Here is a 23,869-nt window from a genome sequence, read left to right as displayed (position 1 = left end):
GCGGGGCGGGGGCGGGCCCGCCGGGCCGGTCCGTCCCCCGGTCGCCGGCTCCGGCCGGCCGCCGGCCCCCGCGACCGGCAGTCCTTCAGCCGATCAGCGCGTCGACGAACGCCTCGGGCTCGAACGGCGCGAGATCGTCCGCGCCCTCCCCCAGGCCCACCAGCTTCACCGGCACCCCCAGCTCCCGCTGCACGGCGATCACGATGCCGCCCTTGGCGGTCCCGTCCAGCTTGGTCAGCGCGATCCCGGTGATGTCGACGACCTCGGAGAAGACCCGCGCCTGCACCAGACCGTTCTGGCCGGTGGTGGCGTCCAGGACCAGCAGCACCTCGTTGACCGGGCCCTGCTTCTCCACCACCCGCTTCACCTTGCCCAGCTCGTCCATGAGGCCGGTCTTGGTGTGCAGCCGGCCCGCGGTGTCCACCAGCACCACGTCGGCGCCCTCCGCGATCCCCTCCTTGACGGCGTCGAACGCCACCGAGGCGGGGTCCCCGCCCTCCGGGCCGCGTACCGTACGGGCGCCCACCCGTTCGCCCCAGGTGCCCAGCTGCTCGGCGGCGGCGGCCCGGAAAGTGTCGGCGGCGCCGAGCACCACCGACTTGCCGTCCGCGACCAGCACCCGGGCGAGCTTGCCGGTGGTGGTGGTCTTGCCGGTGCCGTTGACCCCCACGACCAGCACCACGGCGGGGCGCTCCTCGCCCTCCACCGAGACGCCGCCCTCGGTGTGCACCGCGCGGTCCAGGTCGGGACCGATGACCGCCAGCAGTTCCTCGCGCAGCAGCGCGCGCAGTTCCTCGGGGGTGCGGGTGCCCAGCACCCGCACGCGTTCCCGCAGCCGTTCCACCAGCTCCTGGGTGGGCGTCACGCCGACGTCCGCCGAGAGCAGGGTGTCCTCGATCTCCTCCCAGGTCTCCTCGTCCAGCCGCTCCCGGGAGAGCAGGCTGAGCAGCCCCTGGCCGAGCGCCGACTGCGAGCGAGAGAGCCGGGCCCGCAGCCGTACGAGGCGGCCGGCGGTGGGCTCGGGGGTCTCCAGCGGCGGCGCGGGGGGCGGCGGGGCGACGGGCGGCAGCACCACGTCCTCGACCGTGCGCCGGGCCTCCTCGGTCGTCGCGGGCTCCGCCTCGTCGCCCAGTTGCGGCTCGGCGGGCGGCGCGGTGCCGGTGCCTGCGGTGCCACCGGTGCCGGTCCCGGTTTCGGTGCCGGTCCCGGTGCCTTCCTCCTTCGTCCGGGGCAGCGCCTTCTTGCGGCGACTGCCGACGACCAGCCCCGAGATCGCGGCGATGGCGACCAGAGCGATGACTACGACGAGAATCACGGTTTCCATAACGCGACTCAGTATCGCGGATGGCCCCCGCCACCGGCGCGGGACTCAGCCCATCTCCTCCAGAGTCTTCCCCTTCGTCTCCGGGACGCACAGCCACACGAAGGGGATCGAGAGCAGGGCGAAGACCGTGTACATGACGTACGCGCCGGACAGGTTCCAGTCCGAGAGCGAGGGGAAGCTCTGGCTGACGGCGAAGTTGGCGACCCACTGCGCGGACGCCGCCACGCCGAGCGCGGCGGCCCGTACCCGGCCGGGGAACATCTCGCCCAGCAGCACCCACACCACCACGCCCCACGACAGGGCGAAGAAGAGCACGAAACAGTGCGCCGCGATCAGCGCCGCCGTGCCCTGCGCGTGCGGCATGTGGATGGCGTCTCCGGTGCCGGTGCGGAAGGAGAAGGCCCACGCCGCCACGCCCAGCGACACCGCCATCCCCACCGAACCGACGAGCGCCAGCGGTTTGCGGCCGATCCGGTCCACGAAGAGCATCGCGATCACGGTGCCGACGATGTTGATGATGGAGGTGGTGAAGGAGTAGAAGAACGAGGTGTCGGGGTTGACGCCGACCGACTGCCACAGTGAGTTCGAGTAGTAGAAGATCACATTGATGCCGACCAGTTGCTGGAAGACGGACAGCCCGATGCCGATCCAGACGATCGGCAGCAGTCCGGCCCGGCCACCCAGCAGGTCCCGCCAGCCGGACCTGTGCTCACGGTGGATGCCGGCGGTGATCTCGGCGACCCGGGCCTGCAGATCGGTGCCCCGGGCCTCCACGTCGGCGAGCACCCGTGTGGCCTCGGCGTCGCGCCCGCGCAGGATCAGATAGCGCGGTGATTCGGGGATGCGCAGCGACAGCAGCCCGTACGCCAGCGCCGGCAGCACCTCGATGCCCAGCATGATCTGCCACGCCTCAAGACCCAGCAGCCGGCCGCGCTGATCACCGTTCGCAATGGTGACCACGCCCCAGTTGACCAGCTGGGAGACCGCGATGCCCAGCACGATGGCGCCCTGCTGGAACGAGGCCAGCCGGCCCCGGTACTCCGCCGGGGAGACCTCGGCGATGTAGGCCGGCGCGATCACCGACGCCATCCCGATCGCGACCCCGCCCACTACCCGCCAGAAGGCCAGGTCCCACACCGCGAACGGCAGCATCGAACCGAGACCGCTGATGAAGAACAGCACCGCGGCCAACTGCATCACTCTGATCCGGCCGATCCGGTCCGCCAGCCGGCCCGCGATCATCGCGCCGAGCGCCGCGCCCAGCAGCGCGATGGCGACGACCGTGCCCAGCGTTCCGGAGGCGACCCCGAATCTGCCTCTGATGCCCTCCACCGCGCCGTTGATGACGGCGGAGTCGTAGCCGAAGAGAAAGCCGCCCATCGCGGCGGTGGCGGCAATGAAGACGACGAAGGTCAGATGCGGCGGCCGGCCCTGCGGGGCCTGGTGTTCCGCCGAGGCGGTACTGGTCAGGCACGTCTTTCCGGAGCGGGCCGACGGCACCCGTGCCGTCGGCCTCGAACGACACTGTCGCCAACAAGTCCCGCACACTCGCGCCGCTCCCACCACCCGGGGAGGCCCGCCGCAGGTCAGGCCAGGCGCTGGCTGATCACCTTCGAGACGCCGTCGCCCTGCATCGACACGCCGTACAGCGCGTCGGCGACCTCCATGGTCCGTTTCTGGTGGGTGATCACGATCAGCTGGGAGCTGTCCCGCAGCTCCCGCATGATGCGGATCAGCCGCTGGAGGTTCGTGTCGTCCAGCGCCGCTTCCACCTCGTCCATCACGTAGAAGGGGCTGGGGCGCGCCTTGAAGATCGACACCAGCAGCGCCACGGCCGTCAGCGAACGCTCACCGCCGGACAGCAGGGACAGCCGCTTCACCTTCTTGCCCGGCGGCCTGGCCTCCACCTCCACGCCGGTGGACAGCATGTCGGCGGGGTCGGTGAGGACGAGCCTGCCGTCGCCGCCGGGGAACAGTCGCGAGAAGACCCCCTCGAACTCCCGGGCCGTGTCGTGGAACGCGTCCGTGAACACCTGCTCGACGCGCTCGTCGACCTCCTTGATCAGTCCCAGCAATTCGGTCCTGGTCTTCTTCAGGTCCTCCAGCTGCTCGCTGAGAAACTGGTGCCGCTCCTCCAGCGCCGCGAATTCCTCCAGCGCCAGCGGATTGACCTTGCCCAGCTGCTTGTACGCGCGCTCGGCCGCCTTGAGGCGCTTCTCCTGTTCCCCGCGCTGGAAGGGGCGCGGCTGGTTGCGCGGATGCGCGGGGTCATCCGGCAGCGTCTCGCCCTCCGCGGGCGGTGAGGGCGGCACCGGCTGGTCCGGGCCGTACTCCGCGAGCAGCGCCTCGGGTTCGACGCCCAGTTCCTCCAGCGACCGTTCTTCCAGCTGGCGGATCCGCAACCGCTTCTCCGCGCCGAGGACCTCCCCCCGGTGAACGGAGTCGGTGAGCTTGTCCAGTTCCGCCTTCAGTTCGCGTCCGGCGGCGCGGGCGGTGGACAGGTCGCCCTCCTTGGCCGCGCGGGCTGTCTCGGCTGCGGCGCGGTCCTGCTCGGCGCGGGTGAGTGATGCCTCGACGTGGGCGAGCAGCTGGGCAGCGCCGTCGGCCACCGCGGTGGCGACGGCCACCTCGTGGCGCAGCCGGGCGCGCCGCTGCTCGGCGCGGGCCCTGGCCTCGCGTTCGGCCCGGGCGCCCCGGTCCAGGGCGTCCGCGCGGCCGGCCAGCGCCTTGACGCGCTCCTCGTGGGTGCGGACCTGGAGCCTGGCCTCCATCTCGGTCTGCCGGGCGTTGGCGCCGTCGGCGGCCAGCCGGTCGCGCGCGGTGGTGTCGGGGTCCTCGTCGTCCTGCGCCGCGTCCTCGGCGACGGCCAGCCGTTCGGCCAGTTCCTCGGCCTGCGCGGTCGCGGTCTCCAGTGCCTCGCGGGCGCGGGCCACAGCGGCGGCGGAGCGCTCTGCCTCGCCCTCGGCGGCGCGGGCGGCGCCGGCCAGCCGGCCCAGGTCCTGGCCGACCCGGGACCGTTCGCGCTCGGCGGTGGTCAGGCGGCGGCGCAGGTCCTCGGTCTCCGCCGCGCGTTCCCGGCGTCCGGCCTCGGCCGCCGCGCGGGCCCGGGTCAGTTCCTCGCAGTGTGTCTCCAGCTCACGCAGCCGGGCGGCGGCCTCGTCCACCGCCGCCTGGACCTCCAGCAGGCTTGGGGCGGTGGCCGAACCGCCCTGGGCAAGACCGCGACTGAGCACGTCGCCCTCGGCGGTGACGGCGGTGAGTTCGCCGGCGCCGGCCAGCAGGTCCGCAGCGTCGTCGAGGCCGGCGACCACGACGGTGTCGCGCAGCAGCCAGCGGACGGTGGCGAGGATGTCCTCGGGACCGTCCACGAGATCGGCGGCGGCGCGCCGGGCGGTGGGTTCCGTTGCTTCGACGGCCCGGGCGGGGGGCGCGCCGGGCCCGGGGCCGGGGCCGCCGCCTGAGCGGGCGGTGGGCAGCGGCCCGCCGCGCGGCTGCCCGGGGGCACGGTCGTCCCGCGCCGGGTCCTCGGCGAGGGCGGCCCGGACGGCCGGCCCACCGGTCCGCCCGGCACCGGCCGCGACGGCACGCTCCGCGCCGCCCGGCCGGCCCGGACCCTGTCCGTCACCGGGGTGCTCCGGTCCTGCGGCGGTCCCGGCGGCGGTGGGTGCGGTGGACGGGCCGCCCGCGAACCGGCCGGCCCGGGGCTGCTCCCGCTCGCCCACGGGGCCCCGTTCAGCCGGCTCCACGGGGTGCGGGGCCGGTGTCCTCGATGCCTCACCGGCGGGGGCTCCGACGGCGGGGCGTTCCGGGGCGGCGTGTGGCGGGCCGGCCGGGTCGCCGGAGGCCCGGCCGCCGCCCGCAGCGGGGCCGGGGTGGTGTCCGGCCCGGTCCCCGGACCGCGCGGCGGCGGAGTGTCCGTGCTCCCCGCTGGCGCCTTCGGCGGGCCTGGCGGCCCGCGCCGCGGGGACGGCCTTCGGCGTCGTGACCAGGAGGGCGGCGCGGCCCGCGTTGGTGGTGCGGAGGAGTCTCAGCGCCTCGACCGCCGTGCCGGGGCCGTCCACCGCGACGGCATCGGCGGCGGCGCCGAGAGCGGCGGCGACCGGGACTTCGAAGCCGGGGGTGACGGTCAGAAGTTCCGCGGCGGGGCCCAGGACGCCGCCCAGGGTGACCGCCGCCGCCAGCAGCGCGCCGGAGCCGTCCTTGCGGCGCAGCCCGAGCGAGAGCGCTTCGTGGCGGGCGTCGAGGGCGGCGCGTTCGCGTTCGGCGAGGGTCAGGGCGTCCCTCGCCGCGCTCAGGGCGGCGTCCGCCGCGGCGAGGCGTTCCCCGGCGCGCTCGTGCTCGGCGGCCAGTTCGCCGTCTCCGGCGTCCTTCCCCGCCACTTCGTCGCCCAGTGTCCGGTGTTCGTTCCGCGCGCTCTCCGCGCGCCGCGTCGCGTCCTCGTGCGCGGCGGTGAGCCGGTCGATCTCGGCCTGGGCGGCGGCGGCCCTGCTGCGCGCGGCGGCGGCCTGACCGTGCAGCCTGGCCAGTCCCTCGCGGCGGTCGGCGACCGCGCGGGCGGCGTCCCGCAGGCGGCGTTCCTCGGCGGCCAGCTCCCGTTCCAGCCCGGCGCGGTGCTCGACGGTGTCCTCCAGGGCACGCCCGGCGGCCTCCAGGGCCGCTTCGAGTTCGGCTTCCTGTTCCCTGATCCGTGCCGCCTCGCGCGCCATGTCCTCCGGGTCACGGCCGCGGCGTTCCTCCGGCTGCCCGTTCCCCGCGCTGGCGATCCGGGCCTGGGCCAGGGAGCGGGTGCCGCGTACGCGCTCGGCCAGCTGGGAGAGTTCGTACCAGGTCTGCTGGGCGCCCTGGAGCCGCGGCGTGAGGGCTCTCACCTCTTCCTCCAGCGCGGTCTCGGCCCGCGCCGCCTCCCGCAGCCGTCGCTCCGCCGTCTCCTTGCGCTCCTTGAGGGCGCTCTCGTCCGCGATCTCGGCGGCCAGCGCGCGGCGCTGCGTCGTGAGTTCGTCGGCCAGCAGCCGCAGCCGGGCGTCGCGCAGGTCGGCCTGGATCACGGCCGCGCGGCGTGCGACGGCGGCCTGCCGGCCCAGTGGCTTGAGCTGGCGGCGCAGTTCGTCGGTGAGGTCCTGGACCCGGGCGAAGTTGGCCTGCATCGCGTCGAGCTTGCGCAGGGCCTTCTCCTTGCGCTTGCGGTGCTTGAGGACACCGGCCGCCTCCTCGATGAAGGCGCGGCGTCCGGCGGGGTCGGCGTGCAGCACGGAGTCGAGTTGCCCCTGCCCGACGATGACGTGCATCTCGCGGCCGATGCCGGAGTCGGAGAGCAGGTCCTGGACGTCCAGCAGGCGGCAGGTGTCGCCGTTGATCTGGTACTCGCTGCCGCCGTTGCGGAACATGATGCGGGTGATCGTGACTTCGGCGTAGTCGATGGGCAGCGCGCCGTCGGCGTTGTCGATGGTGAGGGAGACCTCGGCGCGGCCCAGCGGCGGGCGGCCGGTGGTCCCGGCGAAGATGACGTCCTCCATCTTCCCGCCGCGCAGGGATTTGGCGCCCTGTTCGCCCATGACCCAGGTCAGCGCGTCCACCACGTTGGACTTGCCCGACCCGTTGGGACCCACCACACAGGTGATGCCGGGTTCGAAGCGCAGCGTGGTGGCCGAGGCGAAGGACTTGAAGCCGCGCAGGGTCAGGCTCTTGAGGTGCACGCCGTCGGACTTTACTCCCCGGCCTTGGCGGATTGGCCGTTTCGACGCGGGGGATGGGGGGCACATCAGTAGTTGAGCCAACGCGGTCCGTAGGCCGGCCGGGAGGCGGCCGGGCACAGAGCAGAACAGCAGAGGTGGTCCGCACATGACGAAGGGACGCCGAAGCGTCCCTCGCATGATCCGCAGGCGGTCAGTGAGCCGTGGTGCCCTGCCCTCATCCTTGAGGTCAGGTCAGAGCGGGCTCCGCCTTGTGCACATCGATGCCGTCGAGCACCGGGTCGCTGTGCCGAGTGGCGGCGGCCAGCGCGTCGTTCTCCGCCTGTACCCGCAGAAGCTGCGTCTCCAGGTCCTGTACGCGCTGCTGAAGCCGTCGCATCTCGGCAAGGACTCGGGGGTCCGAGCCACCGATGTGACCGAGAAGCGCCTTTGCCATGATGGATGGTCCTCCACACTGAGTGACCGACCGAAGCCGTGGTAGGTCGTGAGGGATAACGTCCGCGATGGGTGTTCGACACCCTGTTCTCAAGGCCACATAGCTGAGATGCGCGGGGATTTCAGAGTCTCACCAAAAAGTGGGACGGTCAACACGATCACACCGCGTATCGCCGGGGGTGCCGGGCCCACGAAGACCGGACACCGCCGGGGGGTGGGGCGCTCGCACAGGGCGCCGACGCGTACACCGACCGGTGATCGGTTGGCAGCCTTGCACGTGGGGGCGGGGTTGGCAACCACTTTCCGGCACCGGACCCGCTTCGTGTCGATCACCCGATCAGCGGATGGCGAAGTCGGGGTAACGGTCCCGGGGTGTGTCCCAAATCTCGGTGACGCCGTCCACCCTGCCGGGCGTGTCGCCGGCCCTGGCCCACTCCAGCAGTCGCTCGCAGCGTTCCCGGGGCCCCTCGGCCACGATCTGGACCCGGCCGTCGGCGAGGTTCGAGGCGAATCCCCGCAGCTCACCGATGGCGAGCGCCTGCGCCCGGGTGTACCAGCGAAAGCCCACTCCCTGTACGTGGCCGCGCACCCATGCCGTCATCCGGACGTGCTGGGACGGGTCGTTTTCGTGGGGTGTGGGTTCCTTCATGTGACGCACGCTATCCGGCCATCCGCACACGGGGCAGCCACGCCGCGCTCACGATGCCGTAAAGTCACGCCGCAGTAACGACCACTCGTTCGAGTGATCTTTAAGTTGTCGAGTTGACGAGGACGGTGCCACCGATGGGTCGCCATCGCCGCTCAGCGCACACCCCAACGCCCCTTCCCGCCCCGCGCGAGGAGGACGGGCACCGGGGCACGCACCGCAGAAAGAGCCCCGCCCGCGCCGGCCTGCTGGGCGCTTCCGCCGCGCTCACCGTGGGGGCCATGGCCGTCGGCTCCGGGCTGCTGCCCGGCATGGCGGACCGCTTCACCCTGACGGACTCGGACGATGTCCAGGCGCGCCCCGGCCCCACCGAGGACAAGCTGATCCTCGGCTCCCCGTCCGCCTCCCCCACCCTGGAGCGCGGCGCGGCCGCCGAGGAGCGCGAGGAGGCCGCCAGCCGCGGACAGGGCCGCACCGCGACTCCGGAGGACTCCGCCCCGTCGCAGGACGAGGAGAGCGAGCCGGAGAGCGAGGAACCGTCCGCCGAGCCCTCCTCCGAGGCCCCCGCCGAGGAGCCCAGCCCCTCGGCGACGCCGGAGACCGCGGAGCCCGACCCGACCACACAGGCGCCGCAGCCCACCCAGAGCGCCCCCGCGCCCGATCCCGAGCCCTCCCCGTCCCAGGACGCCGCCTCCGCCTCGGCCGACGCCGTGCTGCGCCTGGTGAACGAGGAACGCGCCAAGGCCGGCTGCCGGCCCCTGGTCCGCGACGCCGCGCTCGCCACCCTGGCCACCGACTTCAGCCGGGACATGGCCCAGCGGGGCTTCTTCTCCCACACCGACCCCGACGGCCGGACCCCCTGGGACCGCGCCCAGGCGGCCGGCATAGCGAACATGGGCGGCGAGAACATAGCCCGCGGCCAGCAGGACGCGCAGGCCGTCATGGACTCGTGGATGAACAGCGAGGGTCACCGCGCCAACATCCTCAACTGCGACTTCACCACCCTGGGAGTCGGCGTCCACCTGGGCGACGGCGGCCCCTGGTGGACACAGAACTTCGGCTACTGAGCGGGACCGCACAGCCGCGAACCCCGGCCGGCCGGCCCCGCACCGTCCGTCAGACGACCGAGGCCGGCCTGCGCTGGCAGCGGGGGCAGAAGTAGCTGGACCGGTTCATCCACGGGCGGCGCCGGATCGGCGTGCCGCAGCGGCGGCACGGCTCGTCCTCGCGCCCGTACGCGTCCAGCGAGCGGTCGAAGTACCCCGACTCGCCGTTCACATTCACGTACAGGCTGTCGAAGCTGGTGCCGCCCTGCGCGAGCGCCTCGTTCATCACCTCACGGATGTGGGTGACCAGCTCAGCCGTGCGCGGCCGGGTCAGCGAGGCCGTGGGCCGCTCGTAGTGCAGCCGGGTGCGCCACAGCGCCTCGTCCGCGTAGATGTTGCCGACCCCGCTGATCAGCGACTGGTCGAGCAGCGCCCGCTTCACGGTGGTACGCCGGCGGCGCAGCGCCGCGTGGAAGGCGTCCTCGTCGAAGGCGGGGTCCAGCGGATCGCGGGCGATGTGCGCGATCACGTCCGGCAAGCCGTCCGCCGTCACCGGATGCAGTGACAGACCTCCGAAGGTGCGCTGGTCGACAAAGCGCAGCTCGCCCTCGCCCGGGTCGGTGAACGTCACCCTTATCCGCAGATGCCGCTCGTCCGGTGCCGTCGCCGGCTGGATCAGCAGCTGGCCGCTCATTCCCAGATGGGCCAGTACGGCCAGCTCGCCGTCCGCCAGCGGCAGCCACAGATACTTGCCGCGCCGCCGCGCCGCCGCCACCCGGGCGCCGGTCAGCCGCGCCGCGAAGTCCTGCGCGCCGAGCTGGTGGCGGCGTACGGCGCGCGGGTGCAGGGTCTCGACCGAGGCGATGACGCGGCCGCTGACCCAGCGGTCCAGGCCACGTCGTACGACCTCGACCTCCGGCAGCTCAGGCAACGGACCGCCCCGGTGCCGGGCCGTCCCCGCCGCGGCGTACCGCCGCCGCGCGGATCTCCCGCCAGGCCGTCTCCGCCGCCTGCTGCTCGGCTTCCTTCTTGCTGCGGCCGGTGCCGGTGCCGTAGGTCTCGCCACCCACGCGGGCCGCAGCGGTGAAGGTCTTCTCGTGATCGGGCCCGGCCTCGTTGATCACGTACTCGGGAACGCCGAGGCCCTCGGCCGCGCTCAGCTCCTGAAGGCTGGTCTTCCAGTCGAGACCGGCGCCCAGCTTCGCGGAACGCTCGATCACCGGGTCGAAGAGCCGGTGCACCATCTCGTCGGCGGCCTCCAGGCCCCGGTCGAGATAGACCGCGCCGATGACCGCTTCCAGGGTGTCGGCGAGGATCGACGCCTTGTTCCGGCCGCCGGTCCCCTCCTCGCCCCGCCCCAGCCGTACGAACGCGCCCAGGTCCAGGCCGCGCGCCACATCGGCGAGCGCCCTGGCATTGACGACGGCCGCGCGCAGCTTGGCCAGCTGCCCCTCGGCCAGTTCGGGATAGGTGCGGTACAGCGTGTCGGTGACGATCAGCCCGAGCACCGAGTCCCCGAGGAACTCAAGTCGCTCGTTGGTGGGCAGACCGCCGTTCTCGTACGCGTACGAACGATGGGTCAGCGCACGCACCAGAAGGGCGGACTCCAGCTGATAGCCGAGCCGCCCTTCCAGAACCGCGTGGGACGAGGCCACCTCCGCCGACGCCTGGGTCTTGGACCGGTGGGCGTGAGACATGGAGCCTGTCACCCGCCGATCAGACGTCGATGACCTGACGGCGGTTGTACGTGCCGCAGTTGGGGCACGCGATGTGCTGCAACCTCGGCTCCTGGCAGCGCTCGCAGCTCACCAGGTTCGGGGCAGTGGCCTTCCACTGCGACCGGCGGTGGCGCGTGTTGCTGCGCGACATCTTCCGCTTAGGAACAGCCACGGCTACTTCTCCTGTGGATCGTCCCCGCGGGTGCGGGGTGTCTTCTTGTGGTCCGCGGGCGTGTAGTCCCGCAGTGCCGCCCAACGGATGTCGACGGCAGCGTCGTGATGGTGCTCCGGGTCCTCCGCGAGCCGTGCTCCGCATTCGGGGCACAGACCCGGGCAGTCCTCGCGGCACACCGGTTGCAGTGGCAGCGACAGCACCATCGCGTCCCGCAGTACGGGTTCGAGGTTGACCAGGTCGTCCTCGAGGAAGAGCCGCTCCTCGTCCTCGGCGTCGTCGCCCGGCTCCGCTGAGCGGATCCAGTCACCGGCGTCGGGGTAGGAGAACAACTCCTGGAACTCCGCCTCGGCCTCTTGGGCCAGTGGCTCCAGACACCTTACGCACTCCCCCGCCAGCGGTGCACGGGCGGTACCGGTGACCAGTACCCCCTCCATGACCGATTCCAGCCGAAGATCCAGCTCCAGCGGAGCGCCTTCCGGCACTCCGATCACTTCGATGCCCAGGCCCTGGGGGGCCGGGACACTGCGGGTGATCCGCTTGAGCGCACCGGGACGCCGCCCCAGCTCGCGGGTGTCGAACACCAGCGGGGCACGGTGGTCCAGGGGGGCGTTCAGGGCTCTCTGCTTTCTACGGGGCAGGACAGGACGTGAGGGGCGCGACCCGGTGAAGTGGGCCGGCGGGCAGCCGTGATCACTGATGCGGTACGGCCGAAGAGACAGCATACGTCACGGTCGGCGCCCCTCCCAATCGGCGGTCTGCGGGGCCGCTCAGGGGCGTCCCTGCTCGTAACGGCGCAGTTGCTCGGGGTCGATCATCCCGGTGTCGAAGAGGCTGGTCTCATCCAGCGTTCCCGATCCCTGGTAGCCGAGCGCGGGCTGCTGGTAGCCGTAGCCGGGGCCGTCCTGCCCCTGCGGCTGGCCCTGGCCCTGGCCCGCGGCGTACGGGTCCGCCGGGTAGGCGGCGGCCGGGGCGTACGGGTCCTGGCCGTAGCCACCGGCGCCGTAGCCGCTCTCCCGCGCGTAGGCGGCGGTGTCCTGGGGCGCGTACGGCGCGGGCTCCGCCGCGGGCAACTGCGGGTAGCCGGGCTCACCGCCGCCGCCCGTGCCGCCGTCGCCGCCGGGCGCGGTCATGCCCAGGTAGCCGTAGGTGTCCTGCTCGGTGTCCCGTGGGCCGTAGTACGCGCCGGCGTCCGGCACCGTACCGGCGCTGTCCTGCTGCGCGACGTGCTCGGCCAGCTCGTCGATGGGACGGTGCCCGGTGAGCTTCCGCCGCCCGCGGCCGACCGCCTCCAGGGTCTTGCGCAGCACCGCCTCGATCGCGGCGAACTGCGCCTCCACGTAGGCGTCCGCCTGCTGCGGCAGGTCGCCGCCCGGGTCCCGCTCGGGGCCCAGCAGCTTGTCACGGCCGCGCTCCACCGAGCCGATGGTCTTGCCCAGGACGACCTCGAAGTTGGCGAGCTTGCTGTCCACATAGTCGTCGGCCTCGGCCTTGATCTCGTCGGCCTCCTGCCGGGCCCGCTCCAGCAGCTGGGCGGCCTCGGCCCGGGCCCGCTGGACGATCTCGGTGCTCTCGACAAGGGAGCCGCGCTCGGCGTGCGCGGCCTGCACGATGCGCTGGGCCTCCTGCTGGGCGTCGGCGACGACGGCCTCCCGGTCGCCCAGCACCTCCTGGGCCTGGGCGAGGGAGCCGGGCAGCGCCTCGCGCACCTCGTCCAGCCGGGCCAGCAGGTCGGCACGATGGATCACACAGGACGCCGACATGGGCATGCTCTTGGCGCCGCGCACCGTGTCGACGATCTCATCCAGTTTCTGCGTAACGTCCACGGGTTGACTGTACGGCCAACGGCGCGCGGCGGTGGGCTCAGGCCAATTTGCGTTCCAGGGCCCGCATCACCGGGTCGGGGACGAGGTGGGAGACGTCGCCGCCCCAGGTGGCGACCTCCTTGACCAGGCTGGAGGAGAGGAAGCTGTAGGTGGGGTTGGTGGGCATGAACAGGGTCTCCACGCCGGTGAGACCGTTGTTCATCTGCGCCATCTGGAGTTCGTAGTCGAAGTCGCTGACGGCCCGCAGACCTTTGACGATGGCGGGAATGTCGTGCTGCTTGCAGTAGTCCACCAGCAGGCCGTGGAAGGCGTCGACGCGCACGTTGCCGAACTCACGGGTGCACTCACGGATGAGCTCGACGCGTTCCTCGGTGCTGAACAGGCCCTGCTTCGACTTGTTGATCATCATGGTGACGTGCACCACGTCGTAGAGCTTGGACGCACGGCCGATGATGTCGAGATGGCCATGGGTGATGGGGTCGAAGGACCCCGGACAGACGGCGCGGCGCAACGGTGACTCCTCGGGCTGTGATGGGGTTCCGGTCATGACCGGTCGCTGTCGTGCTCGGTCCCGGGTTCCGGCGCGTACGCCTGCCCGGGCTGCTGCTCGGCCCCCGCGGCGAGCCGGCCGTACCACAGGGTGCCCTCGCCGTAGCGGCGCGAGCGCAGGGCGGTGAAGCCGGCGGGCCAGGGGAAGGGCCCTCCTCTGGTGCCGCGCTCCACGGTGGCGAGCGCGTCCTCGGCGAGCCAGCCCCCCGCACGGAGTGTGAGGAGGATCTCGTGGAGTTCGGCGTCGGTCACCGCGTAGGGCGGGTCGAGGAAGACCAGGTCGTAGGGGTCGTCGGGGGCCGGGCCCCGGACGAGGGCCTCGGCGCGCCCGGTGCGCAGTTCGGCGCCGGGCAGCGCGAGGTCGCGGATGTTGGCACGGATGGTGCGGGCCGCACGGCCGTCGGCCTCGGTGAGCAGCGCGTGGGCCGCGCCGCGGGAGAGCGCCTCCAGGCCGACGGCGCCGGAGCCGGCGTACAGGTCCAGTACCCGGGCGCCGTGCAACGGGCCCCACAGGGCGGTCCAGGTGGAGAAGAGTCCTTCCCGGGCCCGGTCGGAGGTGGGCCTGGTGCCGCCGCCCGGCGGTACGGCCAGCCGCCGCCCGCCGGCGGTCCCGGCGATCACGCGGGTCATCACGGTCCTTCGCGGCGCTCGGTCATCAGCTGTCACGCACCACGCTATACGTGGCGGTGCGCCGGCCGTGCGCCGAGGTGGGGCGTGGGGAGGTGGACGGGGGCGGACCGGGAGCGCGGGCGGCGCGGCGGGCGGGGACCGGGGACGGTGCGCGGTGGCTCAGCCGGCGGCGGCCAGCGCGTGGGCGTGGCGGCGTGCGGCGCGTCCGGCGGCCACCTCGTCGCGGTAGACCTCGCAGACCAGGCGGCGGTCGGGGGTGAGGTCGTGCTCCAGCTCGTAGAGGCACAGTTCGCTGTCGTCGGCCAGGAGGAAGGCGTGCTCGTACACGGAGCACCAGCGGCGGCGCTCCCCCGGCACGGCGGAGCGGGGCTCGGGCAGCCGCTCGATGCCGTAGCCGCGGGCGCCGAGCAGCAGGCGCAGGATGTCCTCGCCCGGGCGGTCGGCGTTCTCCGCGCGTCCCAGCAGGCGCCGTGCGTGCCGGGAGGAGTCCTGTCCGGGGTAGCCGCGCGGGGCGGGTACCTCGATGTCCAGCACCGTGAAGGTGTCGGCCGCCGTCGCGGCGGCCGCTTCGTGCTGGTCGGTCATGGCGGAATCCTCCCGGTACGACGGCTGGTTTCAGTCCCCGCGCGCACACACCGTAATGCCACGACTGCGTGCCGGGGAGGGTTTTGGGGAAACCGGATCGGTCCCCGCGTCACTGGGGTTTGTAGTAGACGCTGAACCGGCGGGCGCCGGAGGCTCCGGAGGCGAACCCCATGCACAGCCGGCGCGGGTTGCTCAGCCGGATGGCCACGCCTTCGGGCTCGCGGAAGCTCAGCGAGTACGCGGCTTCGGTGCGCGAGCGCTGGGTGACGGTGCCGGTGCTCAGGTCGAGGCGGGTGAGGTAGGTGTTGCCGCGGCCCGAGGGCGGGTTGCTGCCGCTCTCGGACGTGTAGGAGGTGCCGGTCATCTGGTAGGCGTGCTCGCCGAGCACGGCGAAGCCCTGGAAGACCTCGGAGGCGGAGACGCCGGCCTGCGGGACGTCGTACAGGGCGGTGAACCGGCCGGCCTTGACGTCGGCGAGGTGCATCAGCCGGTAGCGGGCGACGCCGCTCAGCCGGTAGCGGAGCAGCAGCAGCTGGTTCAGGTTGTCGATGGACACCTGGTTGCTGGTGGAGCCGGGCACCGGGCGGATCTTGGCGAGCGAGGAGGAACCGCTGTCGAGCACGGTGCCGTGGGCGAACCGGAAGCGGCTCAGGGCCCGGCCGTACCCGGAGGACGGGTTGGCGTCGGACTCGGTCCACAGCCAGGGGTTGGCGCCGGCGTGCTCGACGCCGATGGCCACGCCGTGGCCGAAGCCCCGCACGTACATGTGGCCCAGCTTGGCGCCGGCCAGGGTGAGCTTGGTGATGCACAGGTCGCCGCGGGCGGCGCGGTCGGCGCCGGAGACGGCGGCGGACTCGCCGGACAGCCGCAGGCCGCCCTGCATCACCTGGATCGCGTAGAGGTGACCGTTGACGTCGTCGAAGGCGAAGGACTGCATCACGGTGACGTTGTGCAGCACCTGCTCGCGGATCCACCGCTCGGCGGCGACGGAGAGGTTGAACGTGCCGCCCGCGGCGGCGGCGCTCACCCCCTCGCCCGCGGCGGCGAAAGCGGGAGTGCTCAGGGCCAGACCCGTGGCGCCGGTGACGGCCGCGGCCCCCGCGCCGAGGACGAAACCGCGCCGGTTCAGCTGTGCCGCACCCTGCTTGCTGCGTGCCATAAAGCGACCAACTCCTGAAGGAAAAAGCCGTGTTGGCTCGAAACCGAACACCGCCACCGTAGTACGCGGTGGCGGTGTCCGCTCCAGCCGTGCCGGTCGGTCGGTGAGGTTACGGGGCGGCGGTGCCCGCCGCCGGCTCCTGCGCGGCCCCGAGCATCGCGGGCGAGGCGTAGCGGGACCAGGACAGGCAGCCGTCCGGCGGGCAGTGCTCGGGACGGCGCGGGTCATGGCCCAGCTCGCGCAGCTTGGTGCGTACGGAGTCGGGGGTGCGCCCGAAGCGCGCCGCGATCCGGGCGATGGTCTCCCCGGCGTGGAACCGCTGGGTCAGATCCTCCTCGTGCTGGGGTATCCAGGGGGCGCCGTGCCCGGGGAACAGCTCCCGCAGGATGTCCCGGTCGGGGATCGGCTCGGCCACGTCGGCGGCCAGCGCCAGGGCGCGCAGTCCGCGGTTGAGGGCGATGCGCAGGGTGGGCACATCGGCCAGGGGCATGGTCAGGGAGCCGCCGGCCAGCGGCGTCAGCGGCGCCGCCTCCCGCCAGCCGGTCAGGGTCAGGGTCAGGGTCACGGTGATGTCGTCGTCGCTCGCCAGCTCGACGCGGAAGATCTTGTCGCCGAGCGGCAGTTCATTGATGTGGCGGAATGCCATCAGACAACCCCCAGTGGTTCGACCGCCCGCAATCCCGGATGGATTGGCGCGGACTGGTTCCATTCTCCCAGCCACCACTGACAATTCCGGGGGCGCCGGACCCGTGCCTCAGCCCTTGTCGAGGTACTCCTCGCGGTCGGAGTCCAGCAGCGCGTCGAGGGCGGCGCGCAGCTCGGGGGCGGCCTCCAGCGTGGGGTCGGCGGCGACCAGCGCGGTGGCCTCGGCGCGGGCGGCGGCGATGATCTCCTCGTCCTCGATGACCGCCAGCATCCGCAGGCTGGACCGGCCGCCGGACTGCGCCTGCCCCAGAACGTCGCCCTCCCGGCGCTGCTCGAGGTCGATCCGGGAGAGTTCGAAGCCGTCCTGGGTGCCGGCCACCGCGTCCAGCCGGGAGCGGGCCGGACTGCCCTCGGGTGCCTCGCTGACCAGCAGGCACAGCCCGCCGGCGGTGCCGCGCCCGACACGGCCGCGCAGCTGGTGCAGCTGGGAGACGCCGAACCGGTCGGCGTCCATGATCACCATCACGGTGGCGTTGGGCACGTTCACGCCGACCTCGATCACCGTGGTGGCCACCAGCACCTGGGTCTCACCGGCGGAGAACCGGCGCATCACCTCGTCCTTGGCGTCCGGGGTCATCCGGCCGTGCAGGCTCTCCACGGCGAGCCCGGACAGCGGTCCGCCCCGCAACTGCTCGGCGATGTCCAGCACCGCCAGCGGTGGCCGCCGGTCGCCGTCGGCGCCGCCCGCGGCCCCGTCCTCCCCCGCGCCCGTGTCCTCGTCCGGCTCGGCGGTCTTCTTCGTCTTCTGCGGCCCCTTGGTGCCCTTGGGGTCCTCGTCGCCGATGCGCGGGCACACCACGTACACCTGGTGGCCGGCGGCCACCTCCTCCCGTACCCGTTCCCAGGCCCTGGACAGGAAGTGCGGCTTGTCGCGGGCGGGCACCACGTGGCTGAGGATCGGGGCGCGCCCGGCGGGCAACTGGTCCAGGACCGAGGTCTCCAGGTCCCCGAAGACGGTCATGGCCACGGTGCGCGGGATCGGGGTGGCGGTCATCACCAGCAGATGCGGCGGGCGGTGGCCCTTGCCGCGCAGGGCGTCGCGCTGCTCCACGCCGAACCGGTGCTGCTCGTCGACCACCACCAGGCCCAGATCGTGGAACTTCACCACGTCCTCGATCAGCGCGTGGGTGCCGATCACGATGCCCGCCTCGCCGGTGACCGCCTCCAGCAGGGCGCGGCGGCGGGCGGCGGCGCCCATGGAGCCGGTGAGCAGGGTGACCCGGGTGCCGTGTTCGGCGCCGCCGATCAGGCCGCCCTCGGCGAGGTCGCCCATCATCTCGGTGATGGAGCGGTGGTGCTGCTGGGCCAGGACCTCGGTGGGGGCCAGCAGCGCGGACTGGCCCCCGCTGTCGGCGACGGCGAGCATGGCCCGCAGCGCCACCAGGGTCTTGCCGCTGCCGACCTCGCCCTGGAGCAGCCGGTGCATGGGGTGTTCGGTGGCCAGGTCGGCGAAGATCTCCGCGCTGACCGTGCGCTGCCCCTCGGTGAGGGTGAACGGCAACCGGGCGTCGAAGGCGGTCAGCAGGCCGTCCTCGGCCGGGCGGCGGGCGGTGGCGGGCAGCTGGCCCTCGGTGTGCCGGCGCCGGGCGAGGGCGACCTGGAGCACGAAGGCCTCGTCCCACTTCAGCCGGGCGGTGGCGGCGGCGATGTCGGCCTTGGTCCGGGGGCGGTGCACCTTCTCGAACGCCTCGGGCAGCTCGATCAGGCCGCGTTCGCGGCGCAGCTCCGCGGGCAGCGGGTCGATGAGCCCCGCCCAGCCGGAGGCGGCCAGCGAGTCGAGCACCAGGGCGACGGCCTTGGCGAGCTTCCAGGACTCCAGCTGTTTGCAGGCCGGGTAGAGCGGCAGCAGCCGGCCCGCGAACTCGCGGGCCGCGGCGGCACCGGCCTCCGGGACGTCCCCGCCGTCGGCGGCCAGCAGTTCGTAGGCGGGGTGGGCCAGCTGGAGCTTGCGGTTGAAGACGGAGACCTTGCCGGCGAACATGCCCCGGCGGCCGGGCACCAGCTCGCGTTTGTGGTGGTGGACGCCGCGGCCGAAGAAGACCAGCTGGAGCCGTCCGCTGCCGTCGGTGAGGGTGACCTCCAGGCGCTGTCCCTTGCCCCGGTTGAACGTGTGGCTGCGGGCGTCGGCGATCTCGGCGACGACGGTCACGTGTTCGTCCAGCGGCAGTTCGGCGAGCCGGGTCAGCTCGCCGCGTTCGGCGTAGCGGCGGGGGTAGTGGTGCAGCAGGTCGCCGACGGTGCGCAGATCGAGGTGGTCGGCCATCACCTTGGCGGTGGTACCGCCGACGACCTTGGCGAGGGGTTCAGACAGCGCGGTCACGCTGCCCATTGCACACCATGGGGCTGACAGCGCCGCGCAGTGGCCGGGCCCGGGTGGTCCGGCCCCGGGCTCGTCACCGGATCAGGCGGCTACTCGACGCCGATCAGCAGCGGGGCGGCCTGCCGGCCCTGGTAGACGACGGTGTCCACGCCGAGGTGGCCGCGGCGCACCTGGCGTTCCAGCCGGTCGGCGAGTACGGCGGGGGTGTGCTCGCCCAGCACCAGGGTGACCAGCTCGCCGCCGGCCGACAGCATCCGGGCGAGGAGTTCGGCGGCGACCCGTTCGGTGTCCGCGCCGATCACGGCGACGTCGCCGTCGATCAGGCCGAGCACGTCACCGGCCTGGCAGATGCCCCCGGCGGTCCAGTACTCGCGTTCGGCGACGGTGACCTCGCCGAAGCGGGTGGCGCCGGCCGCGGAGGTCATGGCGACCACGTCCTCGTCGAAGCGGCGTTCGGCGGCGTGCACCGCGAGCGCCGCCAGGCCCTGCACCGGGGAGCGGGTGGGGATGACGGCGACCCGGATGCCGCGCTCGCGGGCCTGCTCCGCCGCGGCGGCCGAGACGTGCCACAGGGTGCCGTCGTTGGGCAGCAGCACGATCTCCCGGGAGCCGGCGCGGTCGATCGCCGCGGCCAGTTCGTCGCTGGCGGGGGTCACGCCGGGCCGTACGGTCAGGGCGGTGGCGCCGGCCTCGGTGCACAGGGCGGCCAGGCCGTCGCCGGGCATCACGCACACCACGGCGCGCTCGGCGGCGCCGGGACGGGCGGGGGTGGCGGTGGCCAGCTGGGTGATCCGGATGTGGTGCGGACGGCCGGCCTCGATGCCCGCCTCGACGGCGGGGCCCGGGCGGTCGGTGTGCACATGGACGTTCCACAGGCCCTCGCCGCCGACGATCACCAGCGAGTCGCCGAGGCCGTCCAGCGCCCTGCGCAGGGTGGGGACGGCGGCGTCCTCGGCGTCCAGCAGGTAGATCACCTCGTAGCCGCCGCCCGCGCACCCGTGCGTCCCGGCGGTGTCCCCGGCCGCGCCGTGCCGGTGTCCGGCGGGACGGCCCAGGCCGTGGTGTGGCAGGAGGTCGGGGGCGCGGCCGGAGAGCGCGGCGTCCAGGGCGTCCAGCACGGTGACCAGGCCGGAGCCGCCGGCGTCCACCACCCGGGCGCGGGCGAGCACGTCCAGCTGCGCCGTGGTGGCGGCGAGCGCGGCGCGGGCGCCCGCGCAGGCGGCGGCGGTGACCTGCGCGGGGTGCCGGCCGGTGGCGCGCTCCGCGGCGTCCGCGGCGGCGGCGGCGACCGTGAGCATGGTGCCCTCCACGGGGTGGCTGACCGCCTCGTAGGCCAGGGTGGCGGCGCGGCGCAGCGCGCGGCGCAGCGCGTCGGCGCCGGCGTCCCCGCCGGGGGCGGTGGCCAGTTCCTGGGCCATGCCGCGCAGCAGCTGGGCGAGGATGGTGCCGGAGTTGCCACGGGCGCCGATCAGGGCGCCGCGGGCCATGGTGCGCACGGTGTCCGCGAGGTCGTCCCCGGCTCCAACGCCGCCACCGGCATCGCCGTCGTGCGCGGCCTGGGTCAGGGCGCGGTCGGCGGACTCCATCGTGAGGTAGAGATTGGTGCCGGTGTCCGCGTCCGGGACGGGGTAGACGTTGATGGCGTCGATCTCCGCGCGGTCCCGGCCCAGGGTGTCCAGGGCGATCCGGCACCAGCGCCGCACCGCGTCGGCGTCCAGCGGTTGCGGCACGGTGGTGACCTCGGCTCTCTCCTCGGCGGTCGGCGGGGTGCAGCTTATGCGGACCAGGGCTGATTTCTCCGTTCGGGAAGCCCCGGGGTATGCTGCTGCGGTTGCTCGGTACGGGTGTTCTCCCGGTTGTCGAGCACATCCCCGAGGGTCCTGGCCCCGGGATCCCACATTCGTTTCCGTCACTCCGCGTAAGCGGGGTTGACCTGTCTTTGGAGTGACCCGTGGCTGCCAACTGCGACGTCTGCGGCAAGGGGCCGGGCTTCGGTAACAGCATCTCCCACTCGCACCGCCGCACCCCCCGCCGTTGGAACCCCAACATCCAGCGGGTGCGTGCCGTGATCAATGGGACGCCGAAGCGCCTGAACGCCTGCACCTCGTGCATCAAGGCGGGCAAGGTCGCGCGCTGACGCCTTCGGCACGCGGTTTGCTCGTTAGCCGTTGAGCCGGTCCACCTCGTGGTGGGCCGGCTTTTTGGCGTTTCCGCAGCCCCGGCCCGGCGTCGGAGGCCGGGGCGGGCGCGGCGGGCTTCAGATCCGGTAGCCGTGGTGGACGGGCCCGATGCCGGCGCCGAGCGGGAAGCCCGCGGCGATGGCCCCGGTGACGTACTCCTTGGCCGTCCGCGCGGCGTCGGGCAGCGCGGCGCCGCGCGCCAGTTCGCAGGCGAGGGCGCTGGCCAGGGTGCATCCGGTGCCGTGCGTGTGCCGGTTGGAGTGCCGTGGGGCGCGCAGCCAGTGTTCGGCGCTGCCGTCGGTGAGCAGGTCGACGGCGTCGCCGCCGGGCAGATGGCCGCCCTTGATCAGCGCCCAGCGCGGCCCGTACGCCAGGATCGCCTCGGCCGCCGCCCGCAGATCGGACTCGCTGGTGACGCGTACGCCGGTGAGCTGGGCCACCTCGTCCAGGTTCGGGGTGACCACGGTGGCGGCGGGCAGCAGCGCCTCGCGCACCGCGTGCACGGCGTCGGCGGCCAGCAGGCGGTCGCCGTGCTTGGAGACACCCACCGGGTCCACCACCACGGGGACCCCGACGCCCTCCAGCAGCGCGGCGACGGTCCGCACCGTCTCCGCCGTGCCGAGCATCCCGGTCTTGACCGCCTGCACCCCGATGTCGTCGGCGACCGAGCGGAACTGGGCGCGTATCGCCTCGGCGGGCAGCGGCCAGGCGCCCTGGACGCCCAGGGAGTTCTGCGCGGTGACGGCGGTGAGCACGCTCATGCCGTGCGTGCCCAGCGCCAGCATGGTCTTCAGATCGGCCTGGATGCCGGCGCCGCCGCCGGAGTCGGAGCCGGCGACGGTCAGCACCCGCGGCGGGGGCGCGGTGGTGGCGGCGGACGCGGGGGCGTGCGGGGCGCGGGTCATGGCCCCGACCCTATTCAGCCGCCGGAGCCGAAGTGATCCCAGCCCCCGTCCCGTTCCCAGGGGGCCCCGTCCACCGTCACCTGGGGCCGTACGCTGCCCCGCGCGGGCAGCACCTGGCCGATCACCCGCCAGCGGGCGGGGAGTTTGGTGTCGGCGGGGAAGGTCGCCACGATCGCGTGGTCCTCGCCGCCGGTGAGCACCCACTGCAGCGGGTCGACGCCCACCGCGTGCCCGATGTCGGACATCTGGGCGGGTACGTCGAGCGACTCGGCGTGGATGTCGATCCGTACGCCGCTGCTGTGCGCGATGTGCCCCAGGTCGGCGATCAGTCCGTCGCTGACGTCGGTCATGGCGGTGGCGCCGAGCGCGGCGGCGGCGGGGCCCGCGTGGTACGGGGGTTCGGGGCGGCGGTGTGCCTCGACGAAGGCGCGCGGGGAACGGAAGCCGCGGGAGAGCACGGTGAACCCCGCGGCGGACCAGCCGAGCCAGCCGGTGACGGCCAGCAGGTCGCCGGGCCTGGCGCCGGAGCGGGTGACGGGTTCGCGGTCGCGCAGGTCGCCCAGGGCGGTGATGGACACGGTGATGGCATCGCCGCGCACCACGTCGCCGCCGGCCACGCCGGCTCCGGCCACCTGGCACTCGTCGTGGATACCGTCCATGAGTTCGGTGGGCCAGGTGACGGGCAGTTCGGCGGGGACCACCAGGCCGAGCAGGATGGCGGTGGGCACGGCGCCCATGGCGGCGATGTCGGCGAGGTTCTGGGCGGCGGCCTTGCGGCCGACGTCGTAGGCGGTGGACCAGTCGCGGCGGAAGTGCCGTCCCTCCAGCAGGATGTCGGTGCTGGCCACCACCCGCCGGTCCGGGGTGGCGATCACCGCGGCGTCGTCGCCGGGGCCGAGACGTACGGCGGGAGTGTCGCCGATCCGGGAGGTCAGCTCCCGGATCAGCCCGAACTCCCCCAGTTCCCCCACACTGCCCTTCACTCGGCTCTCCTCAGCTCTCTTCGGCGCCGCCGCGGTCACTCCGCGGCGATCGGCACCGGACGACGTCTCCCGGTGCAGGTCATGACGCGCTACGGTAGCGCCCCCGCACCTCGTAGCCGCCGTGGAGGACCTGTGGTACAGGCGTACATCCTGATCCAGACCGAGGTGGGCAAGGCGTCCGCCGTGGCCGACGTCATCTCCGAGGTTCCGGGGGTGATCACGGCCGAGGACGTCACCGGCCCCTACGACGTCATCGTGCGCGCCGAGGCGCCCTCGGTCGATGACCTGGGCCGGCTGGTGGTGGCTCAGGTGCAGCAGGTACCGGGGATCACCCGCACCTTGACCTGCCCGGTGGTGCATCTGTAGGGCACCCTATGCTGGCGGCGTGAGCCTCACCGTACGTACCGCCGGCGCCGTGCCGACCGCCCTGGCCGCGCTGTTGGCGCTGACCGGATGCGGCGGCGAGGGCGACGGAGGCGGCACCGCCGTGGTGGCGCCGACCCCGGACGCGGCGGCGGCGCGGGTGTGCGACGCGGTCGCCGCGGCGCTGCCGGAGCGGGTGGAGGACCAGGGCCGGACGGACGACGGCGCGCTCGCCCATGTCGCTGTGTGGGGGGACCCGGGGATCGTGCTGCGCTGCGGAGTGTCGCTGCCGCTGCTGCTGACCCCGGGTGAGCAGGGTTACGACCCGCTCGCCGACGCGGTGGACGTCAACGGGGTGTCCTGGCTGCTGGAGGACGCCCCGGGCGGCGGGAAGCTGTTCACGACCACCCACCGCACGGTGTTCGTGGAGGTCACGGTGCCGGCCGCGTACGCGCCCGAGGTGAACCCGCTGGTCGATCTCGCCGCGGCGATCGCCGGAAACGTACCGCTGGACGAGCTGTACGCCGAGCAGCCGCCCGGCTCCTGACCCGCGCCGCGACCCCCGCCCCGGAAGGGACCGGGCCGGGGCCGTACCCGCGAGCGCGTGTACGGCCGTCCGGCCAGCACTCCGAG

The 23,869-nt window shown here is 73.4% G+C and carries 23 protein-coding genes; 4 read left to right on the top strand and 19 right to left on the bottom strand.

The features are described 5' to 3' along the window. Positions 1–85: 85 nt before the first annotated feature. From ftsY to ACTFAP_RS22820, 5 genes are all read right to left on the bottom strand, one after another. Positions 86–1,324: a signal recognition particle-docking protein FtsY gene (gene ftsY, locus ACTFAP_RS22840; protein ID WP_495682149.1), complete on the bottom strand. Its 1,239-nt coding sequence runs from the start codon at positions 1,322–1,324 to the stop codon at positions 86–88. 45 nt (positions 1,325–1,369) lie between these two features. Further along, the gene (locus ACTFAP_RS22835) at positions 1,370–2,794 is read right to left on the bottom strand and encodes a sugar porter family MFS transporter (RefSeq protein ID WP_495682148.1); all 1,425 of its coding nucleotides are present in this window, start codon (positions 2,792–2,794) and stop codon (positions 1,370–1,372) included. Between the two features lie 116 nt (positions 2,795–2,910). Further along, complete coding sequence (locus ACTFAP_RS22830; RefSeq protein ID WP_500467283.1) at positions 2,911–7,017, bottom strand: AAA family ATPase; 4,107 nt, start codon at positions 7,015–7,017, stop codon at positions 2,911–2,913. 226 nt (positions 7,018–7,243) lie between these two features. Further along, on the bottom strand, positions 7,244–7,450 hold the full coding sequence (locus tag ACTFAP_RS22825) for a hypothetical protein (protein WP_019435509.1): 207 nt from the start codon (positions 7,448–7,450) through the stop codon (positions 7,244–7,246). Between the two features lie 336 nt (positions 7,451–7,786). Continuing rightward, a complete protein-coding gene (locus tag ACTFAP_RS22820) occupies positions 7,787–8,098 on the bottom strand; it encodes an acylphosphatase (protein WP_400012978.1) in 312 nt (103 codons plus the stop codon). Positions 8,099–8,232: 134 nt separating this feature from the next. On the opposite strand from ACTFAP_RS22820, the gene ACTFAP_RS22815 reads away from it, so the two are divergent. Further along, positions 8,233–9,162, top strand: coding sequence for a CAP domain-containing protein (locus ACTFAP_RS22815; protein WP_495682146.1), 930 nt, complete (start codon positions 8,233–8,235; stop codon positions 9,160–9,162). Between the two features lie 49 nt (positions 9,163–9,211). Here ACTFAP_RS22815 and mutM read toward each other — a convergent pair whose 3' ends face one another. The 12 genes from mutM to ACTFAP_RS22755 all read right to left on the bottom strand — a co-directional run bounded on the left by mutM (position 9,212) and on the right by ACTFAP_RS22755 (position 20,535). Next, a complete protein-coding gene (gene mutM / locus ACTFAP_RS22810; protein WP_390123717.1) occupies positions 9,212–10,072 on the bottom strand; it encodes a bifunctional DNA-formamidopyrimidine glycosylase/DNA-(apurinic or apyrimidinic site) lyase in 861 nt (286 codons plus the stop codon). Continuing rightward, entirely contained in the window at positions 10,065–10,838 is a 774-nt protein-coding gene (rnc, locus tag ACTFAP_RS22805; RefSeq protein WP_390123715.1) for a ribonuclease III, read from the bottom strand. The genes mutM and rnc overlap by 8 nt, the downstream gene beginning before the upstream one ends. 19 nt (positions 10,839–10,857) lie before the next feature. Next, positions 10,858–11,031 carry a 50S ribosomal protein L32 gene (rpmF, locus tag ACTFAP_RS22800; RefSeq protein ID WP_030738386.1) on the bottom strand — a complete coding sequence of 58 codons (174 nt, stop codon included), beginning with the start codon at positions 11,029–11,031 and terminating at the stop codon, positions 10,858–10,860. Between the two features lie 2 nt (positions 11,032–11,033). Further along, complete coding sequence (locus tag ACTFAP_RS22795; RefSeq protein ID WP_495682144.1) at positions 11,034–11,615, bottom strand: YceD family protein; 582 nt, start codon at positions 11,613–11,615, stop codon at positions 11,034–11,036. 186 nt (positions 11,616–11,801) lie between these two features. Next, positions 11,802–12,857: a F0F1 ATP synthase subunit B gene (locus ACTFAP_RS22790; protein WP_500467282.1), complete on the bottom strand. Its 1,056-nt coding sequence runs from the start codon at positions 12,855–12,857 to the stop codon at positions 11,802–11,804. 37 nt (positions 12,858–12,894) lie between these two features. Further along, entirely contained in the window at positions 12,895–13,368 is a 474-nt protein-coding gene (coaD, locus tag ACTFAP_RS22785) for a pantetheine-phosphate adenylyltransferase (protein WP_390123894.1), read from the bottom strand. A gap of 32 nt (positions 13,369–13,400) precedes the next feature. Beyond that, on the bottom strand, positions 13,401–14,036 hold the full coding sequence (rsmD, locus tag ACTFAP_RS22780; RefSeq protein WP_500467281.1) for a 16S rRNA (guanine(966)-N(2))-methyltransferase RsmD: 636 nt from the start codon (positions 14,034–14,036) through the stop codon (positions 13,401–13,403). Positions 14,037–14,195: 159 nt separating this feature from the next. Then, entirely contained in the window at positions 14,196–14,621 is a 426-nt protein-coding gene (locus tag ACTFAP_RS22775) for a DUF6227 family protein (protein WP_390123707.1), read from the bottom strand. 109 nt (positions 14,622–14,730) lie between these two features. Continuing rightward, positions 14,731–15,780 carry a phage baseplate protein gene (locus tag ACTFAP_RS22770; protein WP_500467280.1) on the bottom strand — a complete coding sequence of 350 codons (1,050 nt, stop codon included), beginning with the start codon at positions 15,778–15,780 and terminating at the stop codon, positions 14,731–14,733. A 109-nt stretch (positions 15,781–15,889) separates the two neighbouring features. Beyond that, positions 15,890–16,426, bottom strand: coding sequence for a wHTH domain-containing protein (locus ACTFAP_RS22765; RefSeq protein WP_500467279.1), 537 nt, complete (start codon positions 16,424–16,426; stop codon positions 15,890–15,892). 108 nt (positions 16,427–16,534) lie between these two features. After that, positions 16,535–18,814 carry an ATP-dependent DNA helicase RecG gene (gene recG, locus ACTFAP_RS22760; protein WP_500467278.1) on the bottom strand — a complete coding sequence of 760 codons (2,280 nt, stop codon included), beginning with the start codon at positions 18,812–18,814 and terminating at the stop codon, positions 16,535–16,537. An 80-nt stretch (positions 18,815–18,894) separates the two neighbouring features. Further along, positions 18,895–20,535, bottom strand: coding sequence for a DAK2 domain-containing protein (locus ACTFAP_RS22755; protein ID WP_500467277.1), 1,641 nt, complete (start codon positions 20,533–20,535; stop codon positions 18,895–18,897). 221 nt (positions 20,536–20,756) lie between these two features. On the opposite strand from ACTFAP_RS22755, the gene rpmB reads away from it, so the two are divergent. After that, positions 20,757–20,942, top strand: a complete 186-nt coding sequence (gene rpmB, locus ACTFAP_RS22750) for a 50S ribosomal protein L28 (protein WP_078576355.1) — start codon at positions 20,757–20,759, stop codon at positions 20,940–20,942. A gap of 120 nt (positions 20,943–21,062) precedes the next feature. On the opposite strand, the gene thiD is transcribed toward rpmB, so the two are convergent. Further along, positions 21,063–21,890, bottom strand: coding sequence for a bifunctional hydroxymethylpyrimidine kinase/phosphomethylpyrimidine kinase (thiD, locus tag ACTFAP_RS22745; RefSeq protein WP_500467276.1), 828 nt, complete (start codon positions 21,888–21,890; stop codon positions 21,063–21,065). 14 nt (positions 21,891–21,904) lie between these two features. Next, entirely contained in the window at positions 21,905–22,873 is a 969-nt protein-coding gene (locus ACTFAP_RS22740; protein ID WP_200363863.1) for a thiamine-phosphate kinase, read from the bottom strand. Between the two features lie 132 nt (positions 22,874–23,005). Between ACTFAP_RS22740 and ACTFAP_RS22735 the strand changes: the two genes are divergently transcribed. After that, on the top strand, positions 23,006–23,239 hold the full coding sequence (locus tag ACTFAP_RS22735; protein ID WP_390123693.1) for an Lrp/AsnC family transcriptional regulator: 234 nt from the start codon (positions 23,006–23,008) through the stop codon (positions 23,237–23,239). 19 nt (positions 23,240–23,258) lie between these two features. Next, entirely contained in the window at positions 23,259–23,783 is a 525-nt protein-coding gene (locus ACTFAP_RS22730) for a DUF3515 family protein (RefSeq protein ID WP_495682140.1), read from the top strand. Positions 23,784–23,869 lie beyond the last annotated feature (86 nt).

The organism is Streptomyces sp. PH9007 (genome assembly GCF_059813725.1).
This window is presented reverse-complemented; position numbering and strand designations above follow the sequence as displayed.

What these genes read in the sequence shown, in the direction of transcription:
- ftsY (WP_495682149.1), bottom strand. Translation starts at nt 1,324, where the DNA reads ATGGAAACCGTGATTCTCGTCGTAGTCATCGCTCTGGTCGCCATCGCC.
- ACTFAP_RS22825 (WP_019435509.1), bottom strand. Translation starts at nt 7,450, where the DNA reads ATGGCAAAGGCGCTTCTCGGTCACATCGGTGGCTCGGACCCCCGAGTC.
- ACTFAP_RS22820 (WP_400012978.1), bottom strand. Translation starts at nt 8,098, where the DNA reads ATGAAGGAACCCACACCCCACGAAAACGACCCGTCCCAGCACGTCCGG.
- ACTFAP_RS22815 (WP_495682146.1), top strand. Translation starts at nt 8,233, where the DNA reads ATGGGTCGCCATCGCCGCTCAGCGCACACCCCAACGCCCCTTCCCGCC.
- rnc (WP_390123715.1), bottom strand. Translation starts at nt 10,838, where the DNA reads ATGTCTCACGCCCACCGGTCCAAGACCCAGGCGTCGGCGGAGGTGGCC.
- rsmD (WP_500467281.1), bottom strand. Translation starts at nt 14,036, where the DNA reads ATGACCCGCGTGATCGCCGGGACCGCCGGCGGGCGGCGGCTGGCCGTA.
- ACTFAP_RS22775 (WP_390123707.1), bottom strand. Translation starts at nt 14,621, where the DNA reads ATGACCGACCAGCACGAAGCGGCCGCCGCGACGGCGGCCGACACCTTC.
- ACTFAP_RS22770 (WP_500467280.1), bottom strand. Translation starts at nt 15,780, where the DNA reads ATGGCACGCAGCAAGCAGGGTGCGGCACAGCTGAACCGGCGCGGTTTC.
- ACTFAP_RS22765 (WP_500467279.1), bottom strand. Translation starts at nt 16,426, where the DNA reads ATGGCATTCCGCCACATCAATGAACTGCCGCTCGGCGACAAGATCTTC.
- recG (WP_500467278.1), bottom strand. Translation starts at nt 18,814, where the DNA reads ATGGGCAGCGTGACCGCGCTGTCTGAACCCCTCGCCAAGGTCGTCGGC.
- thiD (WP_500467276.1), bottom strand. Translation starts at nt 21,890, where the DNA reads ATGACCCGCGCCCCGCACGCCCCCGCGTCCGCCGCCACCACCGCGCCC.